General features: G+C 63.4%; 21 protein-coding genes. 5 read left to right on the top strand and 16 right to left on the bottom strand.

What is annotated here, in order from left to right:
* Positions 1-8: 8 nt before the first annotated feature.
* The 8 genes from ACZ5BO_RS00340 to ACZ5BO_RS00375 all read right to left on the bottom strand — a co-directional run bounded on the left by ACZ5BO_RS00340 (position 9) and on the right by ACZ5BO_RS00375 (position 5023).
* Entirely contained in the window at positions 9-272 is a 264-nt protein-coding gene (locus ACZ5BO_RS00340) for a hypothetical protein (RefSeq protein WP_025130782.1), read from the bottom strand.
* 8 nt (positions 273-280) lie between these two features.
* Positions 281-1537 (bottom strand): PAAR domain-containing protein, encoded by a 1257-nt coding sequence (locus tag ACZ5BO_RS00345; RefSeq protein WP_025130781.1) that lies wholly within the window; start codon positions 1535-1537, stop codon positions 281-283.
* A 23-nt stretch (positions 1538-1560) separates the two neighbouring features.
* Positions 1561-1995: a DcrB-related protein gene (locus tag ACZ5BO_RS00350; protein ID WP_464697640.1), complete on the bottom strand. Its 435-nt coding sequence runs from the start codon at positions 1993-1995 to the stop codon at positions 1561-1563.
* Positions 1996-2149: 154 nt separating this feature from the next.
* On the bottom strand, positions 2150-2521 hold the full coding sequence (locus ACZ5BO_RS00355; protein ID WP_025130779.1) for a hypothetical protein: 372 nt from the start codon (positions 2519-2521) through the stop codon (positions 2150-2152).
* Positions 2509-3033, bottom strand: coding sequence for a hypothetical protein (locus ACZ5BO_RS00360; RefSeq protein WP_025130778.1), 525 nt, complete (start codon positions 3031-3033; stop codon positions 2509-2511). Before ACZ5BO_RS00360 ends, ACZ5BO_RS00355 begins: the two co-directional genes overlap by 13 nt.
* A gap of 166 nt (positions 3034-3199) precedes the next feature.
* Positions 3200-3475: an HU family DNA-binding protein gene (locus ACZ5BO_RS00365; RefSeq protein WP_011064269.1), complete on the bottom strand. Its 276-nt coding sequence runs from the start codon at positions 3473-3475 to the stop codon at positions 3200-3202.
* Between the two features lie 189 nt (positions 3476-3664).
* The gene (locus ACZ5BO_RS00370) at positions 3665-4813 is read right to left on the bottom strand and encodes an NAD(P)/FAD-dependent oxidoreductase (RefSeq protein ID WP_464697643.1); all 1149 of its coding nucleotides are present in this window, start codon (positions 4811-4813) and stop codon (positions 3665-3667) included.
* Positions 4814-4855: 42 nt separating this feature from the next.
* Positions 4856-5023, bottom strand: coding sequence for a rubredoxin (locus ACZ5BO_RS00375; protein WP_025130776.1), 168 nt, complete (start codon positions 5021-5023; stop codon positions 4856-4858).
* Positions 5024-5236: 213 nt separating this feature from the next.
* On the opposite strand from ACZ5BO_RS00375, the gene ACZ5BO_RS00380 reads away from it, so the two are divergent.
* Both ACZ5BO_RS00380 and ubiA read left to right on the top strand, forming a co-directional pair.
* Positions 5237-5800, top strand: coding sequence for a chorismate--pyruvate lyase family protein (locus ACZ5BO_RS00380; RefSeq protein ID WP_464697645.1), 564 nt, complete (start codon positions 5237-5239; stop codon positions 5798-5800).
* Positions 5800-6690, top strand: coding sequence for a 4-hydroxybenzoate octaprenyltransferase (gene ubiA, locus ACZ5BO_RS00385; RefSeq protein WP_464697647.1), 891 nt, complete (start codon positions 5800-5802; stop codon positions 6688-6690). Before ACZ5BO_RS00380 ends, ubiA begins: the two co-directional genes overlap by 1 nt.
* Before the next feature lie 62 nt (positions 6691-6752).
* Here ubiA and ACZ5BO_RS00390 read toward each other — a convergent pair whose 3' ends face one another.
* Positions 6753-7136 (bottom strand): COG4315 family predicted lipoprotein, encoded by a 384-nt coding sequence (locus ACZ5BO_RS00390; protein WP_025130773.1) that lies wholly within the window; start codon positions 7134-7136, stop codon positions 6753-6755.
* A gap of 151 nt (positions 7137-7287) precedes the next feature.
* Between ACZ5BO_RS00390 and phoB the strand changes: the two genes are divergently transcribed.
* The 3 genes from phoB to ACZ5BO_RS00405 all read left to right on the top strand — a co-directional run bounded on the left by phoB (position 7288) and on the right by ACZ5BO_RS00405 (position 10904).
* Positions 7288-7977 (top strand): phosphate regulon transcriptional regulator PhoB, encoded by a 690-nt coding sequence (gene phoB / locus ACZ5BO_RS00395; RefSeq protein WP_025130772.1) that lies wholly within the window; start codon positions 7288-7290, stop codon positions 7975-7977.
* 78 nt (positions 7978-8055) lie between these two features.
* Positions 8056-9402 (top strand): phosphate regulon sensor histidine kinase PhoR, encoded by a 1347-nt coding sequence (gene phoR / locus ACZ5BO_RS00400; RefSeq protein ID WP_464697650.1) that lies wholly within the window; start codon positions 8056-8058, stop codon positions 9400-9402.
* A gap of 161 nt (positions 9403-9563) precedes the next feature.
* On the top strand, positions 9564-10904 hold the full coding sequence (locus ACZ5BO_RS00405) for a hemolysin family protein (protein ID WP_025130770.1): 1341 nt from the start codon (positions 9564-9566) through the stop codon (positions 10902-10904).
* A 191-nt stretch (positions 10905-11095) separates the two neighbouring features.
* On the opposite strand, the gene ACZ5BO_RS00410 is transcribed toward ACZ5BO_RS00405, so the two are convergent.
* The 7 genes from ACZ5BO_RS00410 to pstA form a co-directional block, all read right to left on the bottom strand.
* Complete coding sequence (locus ACZ5BO_RS00410) at positions 11096-11992, bottom strand: peptidoglycan DD-metalloendopeptidase family protein (protein ID WP_025130769.1); 897 nt, start codon at positions 11990-11992, stop codon at positions 11096-11098.
* A gap of 61 nt (positions 11993-12053) precedes the next feature.
* Positions 12054-12368: a helix-turn-helix domain-containing protein gene (locus ACZ5BO_RS00415; RefSeq protein WP_025130768.1), complete on the bottom strand. Its 315-nt coding sequence runs from the start codon at positions 12366-12368 to the stop codon at positions 12054-12056.
* Entirely contained in the window at positions 12361-12696 is a 336-nt protein-coding gene (locus ACZ5BO_RS00420; protein WP_464697653.1) for a type II toxin-antitoxin system RelE/ParE family toxin, read from the bottom strand. Before ACZ5BO_RS00420 ends, ACZ5BO_RS00415 begins: the two co-directional genes overlap by 8 nt.
* Positions 12697-13327: 631 nt before the next feature.
* Positions 13328-14287, bottom strand: coding sequence for a response regulator (locus ACZ5BO_RS00425; RefSeq protein WP_464697655.1), 960 nt, complete (start codon positions 14285-14287; stop codon positions 13328-13330).
* Between the two features lie 166 nt (positions 14288-14453).
* A complete protein-coding gene (phoU, locus tag ACZ5BO_RS00430; RefSeq protein ID WP_025130765.1) occupies positions 14454-15215 on the bottom strand; it encodes a phosphate signaling complex protein PhoU in 762 nt (253 codons plus the stop codon).
* Positions 15216-15326: 111 nt separating this feature from the next.
* Positions 15327-16160, bottom strand: coding sequence for a phosphate ABC transporter ATP-binding protein PstB (gene pstB / locus ACZ5BO_RS00435; protein ID WP_025130764.1), 834 nt, complete (start codon positions 16158-16160; stop codon positions 15327-15329).
* 102 nt (positions 16161-16262) lie between these two features.
* Entirely contained in the window at positions 16263-17933 is a 1671-nt protein-coding gene (pstA, locus tag ACZ5BO_RS00440) for a phosphate ABC transporter permease PstA (protein ID WP_464697658.1), read from the bottom strand.
* Positions 17934-17940 lie beyond the last annotated feature (7 nt).

Here is a 17940-nt window from a genome sequence, read left to right on the forward strand (position 1 = left end):
GCTTGAGCTCAGATCGCCGTGCCGCGATTATTGCCCGGCTTCATCATCAGCAATTGATCCAGCTCGCGCTTCCTGGCGCGGGTGACAAACTCCAGCGCCGCTTGCAGGTCCTGCTCAAACAACTCGAAGGTGGCCCGATCGATGGCGTAGTACTCCTCGTAGTCGACCATGCCGTTGCTGACCGGGAAGGAGACGTAGTACTGGCCGGAGACTTCCTCGATGCCCATCGAGAACATCTCTTCACGGTTTACAAACAGATCGTTGAATTTCATGTCGGTCCTTAGAATTTGAGTATTTTCCAATCCAGGTCACTGGTCTTGACCCCGCCGGCATCGATCACCGCTTCACTGGTGCCCTTGGGCAGCTTGCCGCCGGGGATCCAGAAATCGTTGGCCCCGGCCTCATTGCCCGAAGGAATGCGCAGGCCCATGTCCTTGGGTGCGGGAAGGTCGATACGCACCAACTCGCCGGTCTCGAGGAATTTTTCCGGAAGGCCCAGGGCCTCCTCCAGCGCGCGGTTATTGCCCTTGGTGCGGGCCAGGAGCTGGTCAACCTCATGCTTGGGCATTATGAACGAAGTGCCATCCCTCTGAGCGATGCCGTACTTGTCCAGGTTACCTTTGGGCATCAATCGCGAGGCGCCCTTGTCGAACTGCGCCAGGTGCCGGGACATGTATTGCGGGGTCAGGTATTCCGACGGGTCCGGGCGCGAGCCCTTGGGAATGCCGAGGATGTCGGCCTCGCTGAAGCCCGGCTTGAACTTGGGCGGCTCGATTCTCTTGGCCATCTTCGGCCCCAGGCCCAGCATCGCCATGCCGGCCATGCCCTGGAGCAGGTCGCGATAACCCGGGCCGAGGCGATCGCCCAGTTGCCCGAGCAACTCCATGCCGCCCATCATCGCTCCGCCGATGGCAACGGCCCCGGCAAAGGCGGCAAAACCGGCCATGGCCGCCATCACCAGTGCAGCGCCTGCCGCGGCGATCCCCAGGGCCTCGAGCCCGGTGTGCATCCAGCCTTCGATATCCAGCACGAAGGCCACTTGCACCGTGGGGCCGCCGATGAAGGTGTTGTGGCTGCCGGTCTTGATATGGGCGCCGCAGACCATCTTGCTCTGCAACCGCGCAGCCGGCTTGCCGTTGATGGTGACCTTGGCGCTGCCCTCGGCGATCAGCACCGGGAATGGCCAGATCGGGTGGTTCAGCGGCAGGCCGCTGCACGAGGACGAGCTGTCCTGCCCTGCGCGCATGCCATTGCGCAGGTTGATATAGACGTTGAAGCTGCCCTCCACCAACACCCCCGTGCCGGGTTCGGGCAGGTTGAAGATGGTGCTCAGGCCCTTGGCGATCTGGAACATCGACAGGCCGCCCGCGGCCACCGAGCCCGCGATGATGGCGATTGCCACCCCACCGGTGGCCACCGTCGCGGCCACCACGGCGGCCCCGATCAGGGCGCCGACAACGGCCCCGGCCACCATCGCCGCGACACCAAAACCATGGGCGATCTCATCCCCCAGACGCGCTGCTGCCAACATATCCATGACGGGTCACTCAGCCGCGATGATCAGGCTACCGGGGGCTGAGGCACGAGGCTTTGCATGGCCTGCTTCCAGGCCGGCTCGTGGTGCACCAGATCATTGACCGTGGTGGTCAGGGTGGTAATCAGCACCGCCGGCTTACGCTCGATGAACACCTGGCGCAGCATCAGCTCGCGGCCTTCGCGTTTCCAGCTGTAGTCCAGCAGTACCGCGGCGTGGCCGTGCATGTCGAAGTCCCAGCGCTTGAGCAGGTTGAAGCCCGGCAGTTGCTGCTCGGCGCTGCTCAGTTGGGTGGCCACATAGTCGGCGAAGGGGGCATCGCCCTGGCTCGGGTCACGGCTGATGACGAAGCTGGCTTCCTGGGCACCGCCCACGGCCGGCAGCTTGAAGATGTTGATGCTCTGATCCTGCCAGGTGTCGGGGATATCGAGGTCGGCTTCTTGAATGCGGTAAGAGGACAAGAGGTTCGCGTTCCATGCAAAAAGGGGGAAATCGGACAGCGGCAAATCTTCAAGCAATGCCCGGCAACAATCAAGGAACCTGTCGGCAACTCTGTGTAAAGAAAGCCGCGTTTCCCGGCGTGCCGCTACGTGCTCGAACGCGCCAGGCCGGGGCTCAGCGCGCCTTGAGGCAGGAGGCGTAGGCTCGGGCGAAACGAGGGTCGAACTTGAGCGCCTGGGGCTCTTCGGGATCGATGCTGACGTTCCACAGCGCCTGCTCTGGCACGTCGTAACGAACCCAGCCAATGATGCCGCTGCCGGAGGTTTCATAGAACAGCTGCAGGCTCAGTTGCTCGCCATCATCGCGGTCGATCAGCAGCTTGAGCCGCTCCGGGGTGGTGAAGTCGCGGTAGGGAAAATCGCTGCTCCTGACCATCTCGGTGAGGTAGCCGTAGCAACCCTGGCCGGGAGCCGGTTCGTCGGCGTGGGCCGGTACAGCGATGCAGCCCATCAGCAAGCCCAGGCCCGCCAGGTTCAAGTTCCGCATGATTGCCCCTTGAGGGTCAGGGTTTCGACCTGATCGTTCATCTCGATCTTTGCCAGCACCTGGCGGTCGTGGGATTCCTGGTATTCGCTGAAATTGTTGCGCTTGAGGATGTCCAGGGTGACCCGGATAGCGGCACCGGCACTCTGGTATTCGCTGCGCTGGGGACTCTGGGCGGCACCGGTGAGCTCCACCAGCTTGCCGCCGGTCTTGAGGTAGAGGTAGCGCTCGTCCACCTCCACCAGCAGCCGTGGGGCCTTGGGCGCTACGCTGTAGTCCTCGTGGGCCAGGGAGTAGCCGCAAAGCCAGGCGCCGGAACTCTCGTACTTCTGGCTGTGGAACCAGGCCAGGGCCTCGCGGTAGCCGATCTGCTCGAGCCGCGAGTCGTTGCCGGCAGCGGCCGAGGACAAGCCAAGGCTGAACAGGCAGCCCACTATCAGGGCAGCTGTACCGGAGCGTCCCAGGCCGTGCAGCAGTGCTGCCCATGAAAGGGGTCTGTCAGTGGGGCGGGTCATCCTTGGCCTTTGGATCAAACATCTAACGATCGCGCATCCTAGCCACGCCAAAGCGGCTTCGCAAGAACATCTGCGGGCAAATGGCAGGCAAAAAAATAGGCACCCGATGCGCTCGGCGTGCCTATTTTCCCCTGCGTGCCCCCGCTCACGGGAGCCCGCTCAATGCTTATGGGTTGACGCTGTCTTTCAGCGACTTGCCCGGTTTGAATGCCACGGTGTTGCTGGCCTTGATCTTCACCGGCTCGCCGGTTTGCGGGTTCTTGCCGGTGCGGGCACCACGGTGACGCTGCAGGAAGGTCCCGAAGCCAACGAGGGTGACGCTGTCCTTGCGATGCAGGGCCCCGGTGATTTCTTCGAGAATGGCGTTGAGCACACGATTGGCCTGCTCTTTGGTCAGGTCCGCTTTTTCAGCAATGGCTGCGGCGAGTTCTGGTTTACGCATAGTGTGAAGCCTCTTTGACGGTTTTTTGTTGTTATGTCCGTGCTGTTCACGGGAACAGCGCCCAAGGCGCCGCAGGCTCTACGCTGCGGCAGACGGGTGTGAGGATGGCACGCGCTTGAGAGTGGCGCCAGTCTCCCCGCGACCTTTGTGAGGGCTAGAACCGGTTTATTCCGACAGAACGACCGGTATTTAAGCCAGCAGGGCCGGAAGTTCCTTGTTCAGGGCCAGTTTCTCCATCACCGCCGCCCCGGTCAGGGCATAGCCCAGCAGCTGCCCGCTGGCATCGCGGCACAGAACCTTGATGTCGGCCCCCTGCCCTTCGGTGCTCCAGACGCCCTCGGCACCCCGCGGCGGCGGCGAGACCACCAGCGGGCAGACCGGGGTCTTCACGGTGATCGGCATCGGCCCGTAGCTGACCGCCGTCGGCTTGCCGGCCAGGGTCTGCGCCAGGGCCCGGGCGCAGCTCATCAGCGGCATCACGTACAGCAGGTTGAGGCCATCCACCTCGGCGCAATCGCCCAGGGCATAGATGTTGGCGTGGGAGGTCTTCAGCTCGCGGTCCACCACCACGCCGCGATTGACCATCAACCCCGCGGCGGCGGCCAGATCGATGCGCGGGCGCAGGCCGATGGCCGAGACCACCAGGTCGCAGGCAATCACCTGGCCATCGGACAGGTGTGCCTCCAGGCCATCGGCGCTGCGCTGCAGGCGGTTGAGCACCGGCCCCAGGTGGAACCGCGCACCGAGGCTTTCCAGGCCGGCCTGGACTGCCGCGGCGGCGGCCGGGTGCAACAGGGTCGGCATCACCTGCTCGCAGGGTGCGACCAGGTCCACTTCATAGCCGCCCAGGATCAGGTCGTTGGCAAACTCGCAGCCAATCAGGCCGGCCCCCAGCAGCAGCACCCGGCGCTTGCCGGCCGCCGCGGCCCGAAAGCGCGCGTAGTCCTCCAGGTCGTTGATGGGAAACACCAGCTCGCTGGCGTCGCCCTGCACTGGCACGCGCACGGTTTCCGCGCCCCAGGCCAGGATCAGGTCGCGGTAGGCCACGGCCTCCTCGCCAATCCACAGGCGCTTGTGCCCCGGGTCGATACCGCTGATGCGGGTGTGGGTGCGCACCTCGGCATTGAGCTGCTCGGCCATGGTGCCGGGCTCGGCCATGCTCAGGCCGTCGGCGTCCTTGTTCTTGCCAAAACCGGTGGAGAGCATCGGCTTGGAGTAGGAACGGCCGTCATCGGCGGTGATCAGCAACAGCGGCGTCTGGCCGTCGAGCTTGCGAAATTCCCGGGCCAGGTTGTAACCCGCCAGGCCTGTCCCCACGATCACTACCGGTGCGCTCATTCCCTGCTCCTTGTTATTGGTCATTGAATCCACAAAATTCGATCAAGCGATTTCGATCATCTCGAAATCCATCTTGCCTACGCCGCAGTCCGGGCACAGCCAGTCTTCGGGTACATCTTCCCAACGGGTACCCGGCAAAATACCGTCGTCCGGCCAGCCTTCCGCTTCGTTGTAAATCAGGCCGCAGACCACACATTGCCACTTTTTCATTGATGCATTTCCTCGGGAATTCAGGCTTTGCCGGTGGGGCGGTCGATGGGTCGACTCTGGGAGCCCTGCTGCTCAGCGCCCGGCACTGGGGTTTTTTACTGATCAGTACCGGCAGATGCAAGCACGTTCGTGCCGCCGGACGTCCTGGATCAATCAAAACAGCCGGTGCCATGCTAAGCTCGCCGCCTCATTTGCTGCCAATACTGACCCACTGTGCCGCACTCAATGCCCCCCGCGCCGGCCCCGAGCTGGCTGGCGCAAAGCCGTCTGTCCCCTTTCCCCGGGACGCTCGTCGCGAACTGGCTGTTCGATGAAGGGTCGCTGACCCGACGCCTGTCCCGGCTTTCCCACGACGCCTTCAGCGTCACGCCGCTGGTGGAAGGGTGGCAGGCCCTGCGCAACGATGAATGCGCCGCCCTGGGGCTGCCCGAGCAGAGCGAAGGCTGGGTTCGCGAGGTCTACCTGCGCGGCCACGGTGAGGCCTGGGTGTTTGCCCGCAGCGTCGCCGCCCGCAGCGCCTTGCTCGATGGCGGCTTGAATATCGACGAACTGGGCAGCCGCTCCCTGGGCGAGCTGCTGTTCTGCGACGAAGCCTTTACCCGCCGCCCCATCGAAGTCTGCCGCTATCCACAGCAGTGGCTGCCGGCGGCCGTCTGCACCAGCGGCCTGTGGGGCCGTCGCTCGCGCTTCGACCGCGGGCCGCTGAGCCTGCTGGTGGCCGAAGTCTTCCTGCCCAGCCTATGGACCGCCATTGATGCCCGACCGGAGGCCTGCTGATGTACCTGCGCCTGCTCAAATCCCTGAACCGCCTGCATCCACGGGCCTGGGACTTCCTGCAACTGACCCGCATGGACAAGCCGATCGGCATCTACCTGTTGCTCTGGCCAACCCTGGTGGCACTGTGGATCGCCGCCGAGGGCAAACCTTCCCTCAGCCACGTACTGATCTTCACCTTCGGCGTAGTGCTGACCCGGGCCGGCGGCTGCGCGATCAACGACTTCGCCGACCGCAAGGTCGACGGCCAGGTCAAGCGCACCGACCAGCGCCCACTGGCCACCGGCAAGGTCAGCGCCAAGGAGGCCCTGGTACTGTTCGCCGGGCTCATGGGCACAGCCTTCCTGCTGGTGCTGTGCACCAACGCCACCACGGTCTGGCTGTCGTTCGGCGCCCTGGCCCTGGCCGCCTGCTACCCCTTCATGAAGCGCTACACCTACTACCCGCAGGTGGTGCTGGGGGCCGCCTACTCCTGGGGCATCCTGATGACCTTCACCGCGCAGAACGGTGAACTGCCGGCCACGGCCTGGCTGCTGTACATCGCCAACCTGCTGTGGACCGTGGGCTACGACACCTACTACGCCATGACCGACCGCGACGACGACCTGAAGATCGGAGTCAAGTCCACGGCGATCCTGTTCGGCGATGCCGACCGGGTGATCATTCTCACCCTGCAGGGCCTGTCCCTGGGCTGCCTGCTGTTGGCCGGGGCGCGGTTCAATCTGGGGGGCTGGTTCCACCTGGGGCTGGCAGTGGCGGCGGCGTGTTTCGCCTGGGAGTTCTGGTACACCCGGGACCGCGACCGGCTGAAGTGCTTCAAGGCTTTCCTGCACAACCACTGGGCGGGGCTGGCGATCTTTATCGGCGTGGTCCTGGACTACGCAGGGCGCTGAGCCAGGCCGAGCTCCGTGAGGGGTTCCCCGCAGCCGCGCCGCGGCTACGGGGCAGGCGCAGGTCAGTCGGACTTGGCGACCTTCCAGGCGCCGTCCATCTTGCCCTCACCGGTCATGTCGCCGGCTTTCTTGTCCATCACGAATCCGTACAGCGGCTTGCCGTCATAGGCCCATTGCATCTTGCCGTCGTCGCGCTTGATCACGCTCCACTTGCCCATCGCCTTGTCGCTGCCTTCGGCCATCAATGGCGGCCAGTTGGTCGCACACTTGTCGTTGCACATGGACTTGCCATCAGCGTCCTTGGCAAAGGTGTAGAGGGTCATGCCCTTGTGATCCACCAGCATGCCGTCCTTGCTCATTGCCGGCTCCGCGGCCAGGGCGAACGTCGGCAGGGCCAGGGCGGCACCCACCAGCAGAACCTTCAGAGATTGCTTGAACAGAGTCATGGAAACCTTCTTTTGTGGTTGTCAGGAATCGGACTCAAAGCTTAGTCGACGAAGCTGCAGCACGCTGCGCGACCTGAAATACTGTCACACGACTGCAATAATTCCGTTATCTAATGCGGCGCAAGACAGTTAAATGACAAGAGGTTCAAGCATGGTTGGCAGAAGCATTCTGATCGTTGACGACGAAGCGCCTATTCGCGAAATGATCGCCGTTGCGTTGGAAATGGCCGGCTATGACTGCATGGAGGCAGAGAACTCGCAGCAAGCCCATGCCATCATCGTCGATCGCAAGCCGGACCTGATCCTGCTGGACTGGATGCTGCCCGGCACCTCAGGCATCGAGCTGGCCCGGCGCCTCAAGCGCGACGAGCTGACCGGGGACATCCCGATCATCATGCTCACCGCCAAGGGCGAAGAGGACAACAAGATCCAGGGCCTGGAAGTCGGCGCCGACGACTACATCACCAAGCCGTTCTCCCCCCGCGAACTGGTGGCCCGCCTCAAGGCCGTACTGCGCCGCGCCGGTCCGTCCGATGGCGAAGCACCGATCGAAGTCGGCGGCCTGCTGCTGGACCCCATCAGCCACCGGGTGACCATCGACGGCAAGCCGGCGGAAATGGGCCCGACCGAATACCGCCTGCTGCAGTTCTTCATGACCCACCAAGAACGCGCCTACACCCGCGGCCAGCTGCTGGACCAGGTCTGGGGCGGCAATGTGTACGTCGAGGAGCGCACCGTGGATGTGCACATCCGCCGGCTGCGCAAGGCCCTGGGTGATGCCTACGAAAATCTGGTACAAACCGTGCGCGGCACCGGCTATCGTTTTTCCACCAAGGCCTAACAACAGCTGCAAGCGGTATGTCACAAGCGGCAAATCGATAACCGACCGCCTCTGGACTTGCAGCTTGCGGCTTACAGCATGGAGCTGCTCCTCAAAGTGAATCAAAACTGGCATGGCACCCTGATTCGCCACATGCTGCTGTTGGTCACCGCCTGCCTGCTGGTGGGCCTGATCAGTGGCTACTACGGCTGGAGCCTGGCCGCCGGGCTGGGTCTCTACCTGGCCTGGACCCTCAAGCAACTGCTGCGTCTGCACGAATGGCTGCGCCTGCACCAGCCCGATGAAGCCCCACCCGACGGCTATGGCCTGTGGGGCGAGGTGTTCGACAGCATCTATCACCTGCAACGTCGCGACCAGCGAGTGCGTGGGCGCCTGCAGGCGGTGATCGATCGGGTCCAGGAATCCACCGCCGCCTTGAAAGACGCGGTGATCATGCTCGACAGCGATGGCAACCTGGAGTGGTGGAACCGCGCCGCCGAGACCCTGCTGGGCCTCAAGACCCCACAAGACAGCGGCCAGCCGGTGACCAACCTGGTGCGCCACCCGCGCTTCAAGGAATACTTCGAACAGGACAGCTACGCCGAGCCGCTGGAGATCCCCTCCCCGGCCAACGACCGCGTGCGCATCCAGCTGTACATCACCCGCTATGGCAACAACGAGCACCTGATGCTGGTGCGCGACGTGACCCGCATCCACCAGCTGGAGCAGATGCGCAAGGACTTCATCGCCAACGTGTCCCACGAGCTGCGTACCCCGCTGACAGTGATCTGCGGCTATCTGGAGACCCTGCTGGATAACGTCGAGGAAGTGAACCCGCGCTGGAACCGCGCCCTGCAGCAGATGCAGCAGCAAGGCGGGCGCATGCAGACCCTGCTTAACGACCTTCTGCTGCTGGCCAAGCTGGAGGCCACCGACTACCCCTCGGACAACCAGCCGGTGCCCATCGACGCACTGCTGCAATCGATCAAGAGCGACGCCCAGGCGCTGTCCGGGGAGCGCAACCAGCACATCACCCTGGAAGCCGACGCCTCGGTGCAGCTCAAGGGCAGTGAGGCAGAGCTGCGCAGCGCCTTCTCCAACCTGGTGTTCAATGCAGTGAAATACACCCCCGCCGAAGGCAATATCCGCATTCGCTGGTGGGGCGACGAGCACGGCGCGCACCTGAGCGTGCAGGACTCGGGGATCGGCATCGACAACAAGCACCTGCCGCGCCTCACCGAACGCTTCTACCGGGTGGACTCCAGCCGCAACTCCAACACCGGCGGCACCGGCCTGGGCCTGGCCATCGTCAAGCACGTGCTGCTGCGCCACCGGGCCCGCCTGGAGATCAGCAGCGTGCTGGGCCACGGCAGTACCTTCACCTGCCATTTCGCACCGGCCCAGGTGAAAAAAAACCGCGCCAGCAGCCTCACCGACCAGCGCTGACAGCGCTCTGCACGGGGTTGCGGAGGTCTGGCAACAGGCCGTAAACGTCGACAACCCCTAGGCAATCGCCCTGTCAGCCGCTACATTGCGTGACTTGTGCCTGCCTTTCAGGCACTGCATTTCCTTCTTTTTCGAACACACGGAACCCGCAAAACTCCATCATGGACCCTTCCCCTGGTTTTACCCTCGCGTCTCTGTTCGCCGACTTCGGCATGATTCTTTTTGCTCTGATCCTGGTATTGCTCAACGGCTTTTTCGTTGCCGCCGAGTTCGCCATGGTCAAGCTGCGCTCGACCCGGGTCGAGGCCATCGCCCACAAGAACGGCTGGCGCGGGCAGATCCTGCGCACCGTGCATAACCAGCTCGATGCCTACCTCTCGGCCTGCCAGCTGGGCATCACCCTGGCCTCCCTGGGCCTGGGCTGGGTCGGTGAGCCGGCCTTCGCCCACCTGCTGGAACCGCTCTTGGGCGCAATCGGCGTGAGCTCTCCGGAAGTGATCCGCGGGGTGTCGTTCTTCACCGCGTTCTTCATCATTTCCTATCTGCACATCGTGGTCGGCGAGCTGGCGCCCAAGTCCTGGGCGATCCGCAAGCCCGAGCTGCTGTCGCTGTGGACGGCGGTGCCGCTGTACCTGTTCTACTGGCTGATGTACCCGGCGATCTACCTGCTCAACGCCAGCGCCAACACCATCCTGCGCATCGCCGGCCAGGGCGAGCCCGGCCCGCACCACGAACACCATTACAGCCGCGAGGAACTCAAGCTGATCCTGCACTCCAGCCGTGGCCAGGACCCCAGTGACCAGGGCATGCGCGTACTGGCCTCGGCGGTAGAAATGGGCGAGCTGGAAGTGGTGGACTGGGCAAACTCCCGGGAAGACCTGATCAGCGTCGAATACAACGCGCCGCTCAAGGAGATCCTCGCCCTGTTCCGTCGCCACAAGTTCAGCCGCTACCCGGTCTACGACAGCGAGCGCAACGAATTCGTCGGCTTGCTGCACATCAAGGACCTGCTGCTGGAACTGGCGGCCCTGGATCACATTCCCGAGTCGTTCAACCTGGCCGAGCTGACCCGTCCGCTGGAGCGCGTCTCGCGCCACCTGCCGCTGTCGCAGTTGCTGGAGCAGTTCCGCAAGGGCGGTTCGCACTTCGCCCTGGTGGAAGAAGCCGACGGCAAGGTGATCGGCTACCTGACCATGGAAGACGTGCTGGAAGTGCTGGTGGGTGACATCCAGGACGAACACCGCAAGACCGAGCGCGGCATCCTCGCCTACCAGCCCGGCAAGCTGCTGGTGCGTGGTGACACGCCGCTGTTCAAGGTCGAACGCCTGCTGGGCATCGACCTGGACCATATCGAGGCCGAAACCCTCGCCGGCCTGGTCTACGAGACCCTGAAACGGGTGCCGGAAGAGGAAGAGGTGCTGGAAGTCGAAGGCCTGCGCATCATCATCAAGAAGATGAAGGGGCCGAAGATCATCCTGGCCAAGGTCCTGATGCTCGACTGAACACACCCTGCCGGCAGCCGCCCCGAGCGCCCCCTGCCGGCAAAGCCATGCAACCCCGCTGATGCAGCCCACGGCGCCTGGCCCGGCCTGAAAACCGCGCTACGCGCCGCTCGCGGCTGGCGACGCGGCGGCGGGCAGCAACGCTGCCAGAGTCCCGATCCCCGTCAGCAGGCCTCGACACCCGCTCCTGTTCACTGCTTGCCCAAGGCGAAGTTCGGCAGGCTGCCCACCGGCTGGTTGAACTGATACGGGATCGACACCAACCCCAGCCCGGTATTGCGCTGCACCACAAAATGCAGGTGCGGCCCGCTGCTGTTGCCCGTATTGCCCGACAACCCCAGGGCACTGCCCACCACCACTCGCTGCCCCTCACGCACGCTCACCGACCCTTGCTTGAGGTGCAGGTACACGCCCATGGTGCCGTCCTCGTGCAGCACCCGGACAAAGTTGCCCGCCGGGTTGTTGCCTCGCCCGCTCTGGGCGTTTTCAGTCTTCACCACGGTGCCGCTTCGAGCGGCGATGATCGGCGTGCCCTCAGGCATGGCGATATCCATGGCATAACGGCTCTTGGGGCTGAAATGGCTGTACTGGCCATTGGCGCCCTGAGTCAGGCGGAACGGCCCGCCACGCCAGGGCAGCGGATAGCGATAGGCCTGGGCGGCCCCTGCAGGGTCGCCCAGGGAATAACGGAACCTGGGGGCATAGCTGAAGGGCTGATCGCCGCGGGTCGCCGTGAGCAGCGCCAGGCGCAGTCTGCTGCGGGCCGGCAGAACCCGGCGGATCGGCTGCCCAGGCGCACCGCTGACATTGTTCAGCCCGGCAAAGCCCAGCTCGATCTCCACCGGCGCATACAGGTCATTGCGCACATAGACGCTGTCCACACCCCTGCCCTTCTGGATATCCAGGCGCACCTGGCGCTCCAGGTGCTCGACCATGCGATCGCGGAACACGAACTCCCGCGCTCCCGGCGAAGGCCGGTCGCTGTAGGACACCACACCGTTGGCGTCGGTGGACTTGTAGATAGTCATGGCCGCCAGCGAGGTGGCGACCAATGACAGTCCACAGAAAAACAGCAGGCGCACAAACATTCAGTAGCTTCTTGGCAGGGGGTGAAATCAAGCTAACAGCCTGATATGGAGCTTGTATGAATCAGGCCGGCGCCAGGGGTTCCGGACCTGGCCCTTCAAAGCTGATCTCCAGTCCGAGGTGGGCGGCTTCGGACAGGTTGACCAGCGCGTCGAGGGAAAACTTGTTGATCTTACCGCTAAGCACATCGTTGAGCCGCGGCTGAGTGATATTGAGGCGCTTGGCCGCTTCCTTCTGCGAAACGCCCCAGGCCTGCACGGTCTTGCCCAGTTCCAGCATCAGCCTGGCCCGCAGGCGCATGTTGGCTGCTTCCTGGGGGGTCGCCTCAAGGGCATCCCAGACACTGGCGAACCGCTGTGTCACGAGTGAGTCAGTCATAGTGTGAACCTGTTTCCTGAAATCTGGCGCGAGCCAGCTCGATATCCCGCGCTTCGGTCTTGCGGGTAGTCTTGCGCACCGCATGCAGCACATAGATCGCCGCCGCTCGCCTGACCACATAAAACACCCGAAACGCCCCTGAGTCCTCATTGATGCGGATCTCGAATACCCCCGGCCCGATGGTTTTCACTGATCGGCAGTCATAGGGCTGCTCGCCCTGCTGCAACAGATCCAGTTGATAACCTGCCGCCCTGCGAGCCTCCAGGGGGAACGCCCTGAGATCCCGGAGCGCGCTCCCGACAAACACCACATCCTTGTGCCTTGGCATTGAACTTCTCCTGTGACTGACCAGGAGGAAGGCTAATCAAGACCGTCCAGACAAACCGCGCCGGGTTGTTTCAAGGCGTGGCCGAAGGTGATGAATGAGGTGAAGCACCCCCTGCAATTTATATCTAAATAGATATAAAGCAAGCCTAAGGAAATCAATCGGACGTACGGCGCCAACAGCCGGGCGCGGCGCCCAAGACCTTGCCGCTGGCGGCTTCCGGTCCTTGCTAACGCTTGTCCGTCGAGCGCTGCGGGGCTTGGGTAATGCGCCGCTGACCGCGCTCATTTCTGCGCCAGGGCGGCCGGCAGGAAAGTGTTTTCAGCAGGTTTCCGGCCGCACCCTCATGGGCATCGGCAAGTCGGCGCGTAGCGTTCAGGGTGATCGGCAGGACCCAGGGCCTGCCGGGGTGGATTCTGGTCACGGCCAATGGAGCAATGATTCACGGCACACCTTGGCAAGCGTGCCATGACCCAGGGCCTTGAGGGGACCGGATGGCCCGAGCGCCAACGGCCTAGATCGGCCTGATGGCCCCTGGCATGACAGGGACCACTTCCAAGCCGCGCCCCTGCGCAGCGACGAAGCACTCTTGCGAGCCCCAGGCTCCGGTTCAGCCATCAGGGCAAGGAAAGCCTCAAGCCCCTGGAACGAAGTGCTTCTGCGCCGTGCCGCGAGCGATCAGCCGCGAGATGTAGTCCAGTTTCTGCGCATCCTGATCGACAAAGCGGAACGTCAGTTGCAGCCACTCGCTGTCGGGCTTGGGCTCGAAGGCCACCACCGCATGCAGGTAGCCGTTCAACCGCGCCACTTCGGCGTTGTCGCCCTGCTCCAGGTCCAGCACCGCGCTCTCCAGCACCTGCGGCAGGTTCTCGCTGCGTTTGACCACCAACAGCGCCTCCTTGATGCTCAAGGCCTTGATCACGCACTGCTGATTGCCACTCGACAGGCGCAGTTGGCCCTGGCCACGACCGCCACCGGCGGCCGCTGCAGGAGCCGCTGCCTTGACCGGTGGGCTGTTGAGCAGGCCACGGGCCGGAGCCGCGGCGCTGGGGGCCGGGGCCGGGGCTGGAGCCGCTGCCGGCTTGGCAAACGGGTTGGCGGCGGGCGGGGTGCCGACCACCGTTGCCTTGCCGCCGGTCAGGGCATTGAGGGAGTCATTGCCGAAGGCCGAATTCATCTTGGTCGGCGCGCTGTTCATCAGGGTGTCGAGCTTGCCGACCTTGTTCAGCGCCTGCTTGACCTTGGTCAGCAGCTGCTCGTTGGTGAAGGGCTTGCTGACATAACCGGACACCCCGGCCTGGATCGCCTGCACCACGTTTTCCTTGTCGCCCCGGCTGGTGACCATGACGAACGGCATGGTTTTCAGGGCCTCTTGCCCGCGGCACCAGGTCAGCAGTTCGAGGCCGGACATTTCCGGCATTTCCCAGTCGCACAGGACCAGGTCGAACGCTTCCCGGGCCAGCATCGCCTGGGCCTTCTTGCCATTGATTGCGTCTTCGATCTTGATGCCAGGGAAGTAGTTGCGCAGGCACTTCTTCACCAGGTCACGAATGAACGAAGCGTCATCCACCACCAACACACTTACCTTACTCATCGACCACCCCTTTAAAAATCCCGGCAAGCATAACGCTGGCTGATGGCACTTTGCCAAAACTCTTCAGTCACGCCGGGACTTTTCGTTCGCGGGTGCTGCTTTTCGAATTCGAGGAGCACAAACAAAAACGCCCGACCAAAAGGCCGGGCGCTCTTCTCGGGCACTCTTACTTATCGTCAGCTTGATCCGGAACATTAGCGGATTCGCCACTTGTGCCTTCAACTTCTTCCTTCATGCGCTTGAGCCCCAGATGGCGCACGTCGGTACCGCGCACCAGGTAAATCACCAGCTCGGAAATATTGCGCGCGTGGTCGCCGATCCGCTCCAGCGAGCGCAGCACCCAGATAATGCTCAGAACCCGCGAGATAGAGCGTGGGTCTTCCATCATGTAGGTGGCCAGCTCACGCAGTGCAGTCTTGTATTCGCGGTCGATGATCTTGTCGTACTGGGCCACGGAAAGTGCCAGGTCGGCATCGAAGCGGGCAAAAGCGTCCAGAGCGTCACGCACCATGTTGCGCACCTGATCGCCAATATGCCGCACTTCCACGTAGCCACGCGGTGCCTCGCCCTCTTCACAGAGCTGGATGGCCCGGCGGGCGATCTTGGTGGCTTCGTCGCCGATGCGCTCCAGGTCGATCACCGACTTGGAGATGCTGATGATCAACCGCAGGTCGGACGCCGCCGGCTGACGACGGGCGAGAATGCGCAGGCATTCCTCGTCGATGTTGCGCTCCATCTGGTTGATCTGGTCATCGATCTCGCGCACCTGCTGGGCCAGCCCGGAGTCGGCCTCGATCAGCGCGGTGACCGCGTCATTGACCTGTTTCTCCACCAATCCGCCCATGGCCAGCAGGTGGCTGCGCACTTCCTCAAGCTCGGCGTTGAACTGAGCGGAAATGTGATGGGTTAAACCTTCCTTCGATATCATGGTTTGCTCCGCAAAAGCTGTGAGCTGCAAGCTACAAGCTGCAAGCTATCTATGTCGTTACCCTGAACCGCTCTCACTTGCCGCTTGAAGCTTGCGGCTTGCAGCCGCTTTCTAGCCATAGCGGCCGGTGATGTAGTCTTCGGTCTGCTTCTTGGCCGGGTTGGTGAACAGGGTATCGGTGTCGCCGAACTCCACCAGTTTGCCCATGTACATGAACGCCGTGTAGTCGGACACCCGGGCAGCCTGTTGCATGTTGTGGGTGACGATGACGATGGTGAACTTGGACTTGAGCTCGTAGATCAGCTCTTCGACCTTCAGGGTCGAGATCGGGTCCAGGGCCGAGCAGGGTTCATCCAGCAGCAGCACCTCAGGCTCCACGGCGATGGTCCGGGCAATCACCAGACGCTGTTGCTGACCGCCGGACAGGCCCAGGGCCGAGTCATGCAGGCGGTCCTTGACTTCATCCCACAGCGCCGCGCCCTTGAGCGCCCATTCCACGGCCTCGTCGAGCACGCGCTTCTTGTTGATGCCCTGGATGCGCAAGCCGTAGACCACGTTTTCATAGATGGTCTTGGGGAACGGGTTGGGCTTCTGGAACACCATGCCGACCCGGCGACGCAGCTCGGCCACGTCCTCGCCCTTGCGGTAGATGTTGCTGCCGTAGAGGTTGATGGCGCCTTCCACACGGCAGCCGTCCACCAGGTCGTTCATGCGGTTGAAGGTCCGCAGCAGGGTCGACTTGCCGCAGCCGGACGGGCCGATGAAGGCGGTCACGCGCTGCTTGGGGATGTTCATGCTGACGTCGAACAGCGCTTGTTTCTCACCGTAGAACAGGCTCAGGCCGGGCACTTCGATGGCCACGGTTTCCTGCTCCAGGCTCAGGCTCTGCTTGTCGCGGCCCAGGGCGGACATGTTGATGCCATGAGTGTGGGTTTCGTGTTGCATGGTCTCACTCCGTTCGTAGCTGCAAGCTTCTAGCTGCAAGCCGCAAGTTAGGGCAAAGCGGCACTCTGCTTGGAGCTTGCCGCTTGTGGCTTAAAGCTTTCGTTAGCTGTCCAGCGCTTTGTATTTTTCCCGCAGGTGGTTACGGATCCACACCGCCGACAGGTTGAGCGTCGCAATCACCAGTACCAGCAGCAGCGCGGTGGCGTACACCAGCGGCCGCGCGGCCTCGACGTTGGGGCTCTGGAAGCCGACGTCGTAGATGTGGAAGCCCAGGTGCATGATCTTCTGGTCCAGGTGCAGGTACGGATAGTTGCCGTCCAGCGGCAGCGACGGGGCCAGTTTCACCACGCCCACCAGCATCAGCGGCGCCACTTCACCGGCGGCACGGGCCACCGCGAGAATCATGCCGGTCATCATCGCCGGGCTGGCCATGGGCAGCACGATCTTCCACAGGGTCTCGGCCTTGGTCGCGCCCAGGGCCAGGGAGCCCTCGCGCACGGTGCGGGGAATCCGCGCCAGGCCTTCCTCGGTGGCCACGATCACCACCGGCACCGCCAGCAGCGCCAGGGTCAGGGAGGCCCAGAGCAGGCCTGGGGTGCCGAAGGTCGGCGCCGGCAGGGCTTCGGGGAAGAACAGACGGTCCACCGAACCACCCAGCACATAGACGAAGAAGCCCAGGCCGAACACGCCGTAGACGATGGCCGGAACCCCCGCCAGGTTGTTCACGGCGATGCGGATCACCCGGGTCAGGGCGTTCTGCTTGGCGTATTCACGCAGGTACACCGCTGCCAGCACGCCAAACGGGGTGACGATCATGGCCATGATCAGGGTCATCATCACGGTGCCGAAGATCGCCGGGAAGATCCCGCCTTCAGTGTTGGCTTCACGCGGGTCGTCGCTGAGGAATTCCCAGACCTTGCTGAAGTAGAAACCGATCTTGGTGAAGGTGCCCATGGCATTCGGCTGATAGGCGTGAACCACCTTGCCCAGGCCGATCTCCACTTCCTTGCCGTTGGCATCGCGGGCGGTCAGGCTGTCGCGGTTGAACTGGGCGTGCAGGTCACTCAGACGCGCCTCGATGTCCTGGTAACGGGCATTGAGTTCGGCGCGCTCGGCGTCCATGTCGGCCTGGGCCGCGGCGCTCATCTTGCCGTCCAGCTCCAGTTTGCGGCCGTGCAGGCGGATACGTTCGAGGCCGGCGTTGATCGCACCGATATCGGACTTCTCCAGGCTCTTGAGCTGGGCCGCCAGCTTGTTCACCCGGTCGATCCGCGCTTGCAGCTCGGGCCAGGCGGCTTCGCCCTCGGCGATCACCTTGCCGTTTTCCTTGACGTTGACCAGGTAGCCGTAGAAGTTGCCCCACTCACGGCGCTCGATGGCCATCAGTTCCTTGGGGTAGCTCTGGTTGGTCAGCCACTCGCCGACGATCCAGGTGAAGTCGTTGCCGTTCAGGTCACGGTTGCCGACCTTGATCAGCTCCCGAGTCATGAACTCCGGGCCCTGGTCGGGCACCGGCAAGCCGGCGCTCTTCAACCGGGCGCGGGGCACTTCTTCCTTCTGCACCACTTCACCGATGACCAGATGGTTGGCCTGGCCCGGCACGTCGTAGTTGGCATGCACCAGGTCCGCCGGCCAGAAGTGGCCAAGGCCGCGCACAGCGATCACGGCCAGCAGGCCGATGGTCATGATGACCGCGATGGACACCGCGCCACCGCTGATCCAGACGCCGGGGGCGCCGCTTTTGAACCAGCCGTTTAGGGAGTTCTGTTTCACAGACTTC

The sequence above is a fragment of the Pseudomonas sp. FFPRI_1 genome (assembly GCF_055384485.1).

What these genes read in the sequence shown, in the direction of transcription:
- ACZ5BO_RS00365 (WP_011064269.1), bottom strand. Translation starts at nt 3,475, where the DNA reads ATGCGTAAACCAGAACTCGCCGCAGCCATTGCTGAAAAAGCGGACCTG.
- ACZ5BO_RS00355 (WP_025130779.1), bottom strand. Translation starts at nt 2,521, where the DNA reads ATGCGGAACTTGAACCTGGCGGGCCTGGGCTTGCTGATGGGCTGCATC.
- ACZ5BO_RS00360 (WP_025130778.1), bottom strand. Translation starts at nt 3,033, where the DNA reads ATGACCCGCCCCACTGACAGACCCCTTTCATGGGCAGCACTGCTGCAC.
- pstB (WP_025130764.1), bottom strand. Translation starts at nt 16,160, where the DNA reads ATGCAACACGAAACCCACACTCATGGCATCAACATGTCCGCCCTGGGC.
- ACZ5BO_RS00410 (WP_025130769.1), bottom strand. Translation starts at nt 11,992, where the DNA reads ATGTTTGTGCGCCTGCTGTTTTTCTGTGGACTGTCATTGGTCGCCACC.
- ACZ5BO_RS00425 (WP_464697655.1), bottom strand. Translation starts at nt 14,287, where the DNA reads ATGAGTAAGGTAAGTGTGTTGGTGGTGGATGACGCTTCGTTCATTCGT.
- ACZ5BO_RS00415 (WP_025130768.1), bottom strand. Translation starts at nt 12,368, where the DNA reads ATGACTGACTCACTCGTGACACAGCGGTTCGCCAGTGTCTGGGATGCC.
- ACZ5BO_RS00345 (WP_025130781.1), bottom strand. Translation starts at nt 1,537, where the DNA reads ATGGATATGTTGGCAGCAGCGCGTCTGGGGGATGAGATCGCCCATGGT.
- phoB (WP_025130772.1), top strand. Translation starts at nt 7,288, where the DNA reads ATGGTTGGCAGAAGCATTCTGATCGTTGACGACGAAGCGCCTATTCGC.
- ACZ5BO_RS00375 (WP_025130776.1), bottom strand. Translation starts at nt 5,023, where the DNA reads ATGAAAAAGTGGCAATGTGTGGTCTGCGGCCTGATTTACAACGAAGCG.
- phoR (WP_464697650.1), top strand. Translation starts at nt 8,056, where the DNA reads ATGGAGCTGCTCCTCAAAGTGAATCAAAACTGGCATGGCACCCTGATT.
- ACZ5BO_RS00405 (WP_025130770.1), top strand. Translation starts at nt 9,564, where the DNA reads ATGGACCCTTCCCCTGGTTTTACCCTCGCGTCTCTGTTCGCCGACTTC.
- ACZ5BO_RS00420 (WP_464697653.1), bottom strand. Translation starts at nt 12,696, where the DNA reads ATGCCAAGGCACAAGGATGTGGTGTTTGTCGGGAGCGCGCTCCGGGAT.
- ACZ5BO_RS00370 (WP_464697643.1), bottom strand. Translation starts at nt 4,813, where the DNA reads ATGAGCGCACCGGTAGTGATCGTGGGGACAGGCCTGGCGGGTTACAAC.
- ubiA (WP_464697647.1), top strand. Translation starts at nt 5,800, where the DNA reads ATGTACCTGCGCCTGCTCAAATCCCTGAACCGCCTGCATCCACGGGCC.
- ACZ5BO_RS00390 (WP_025130773.1), bottom strand. Translation starts at nt 7,136, where the DNA reads ATGACTCTGTTCAAGCAATCTCTGAAGGTTCTGCTGGTGGGTGCCGCC.
- phoU (WP_025130765.1), bottom strand. Translation starts at nt 15,215, where the DNA reads ATGATATCGAAGGAAGGTTTAACCCATCACATTTCCGCTCAGTTCAAC.
- ACZ5BO_RS00340 (WP_025130782.1), bottom strand. Translation starts at nt 272, where the DNA reads ATGAAATTCAACGATCTGTTTGTAAACCGTGAAGAGATGTTCTCGATG.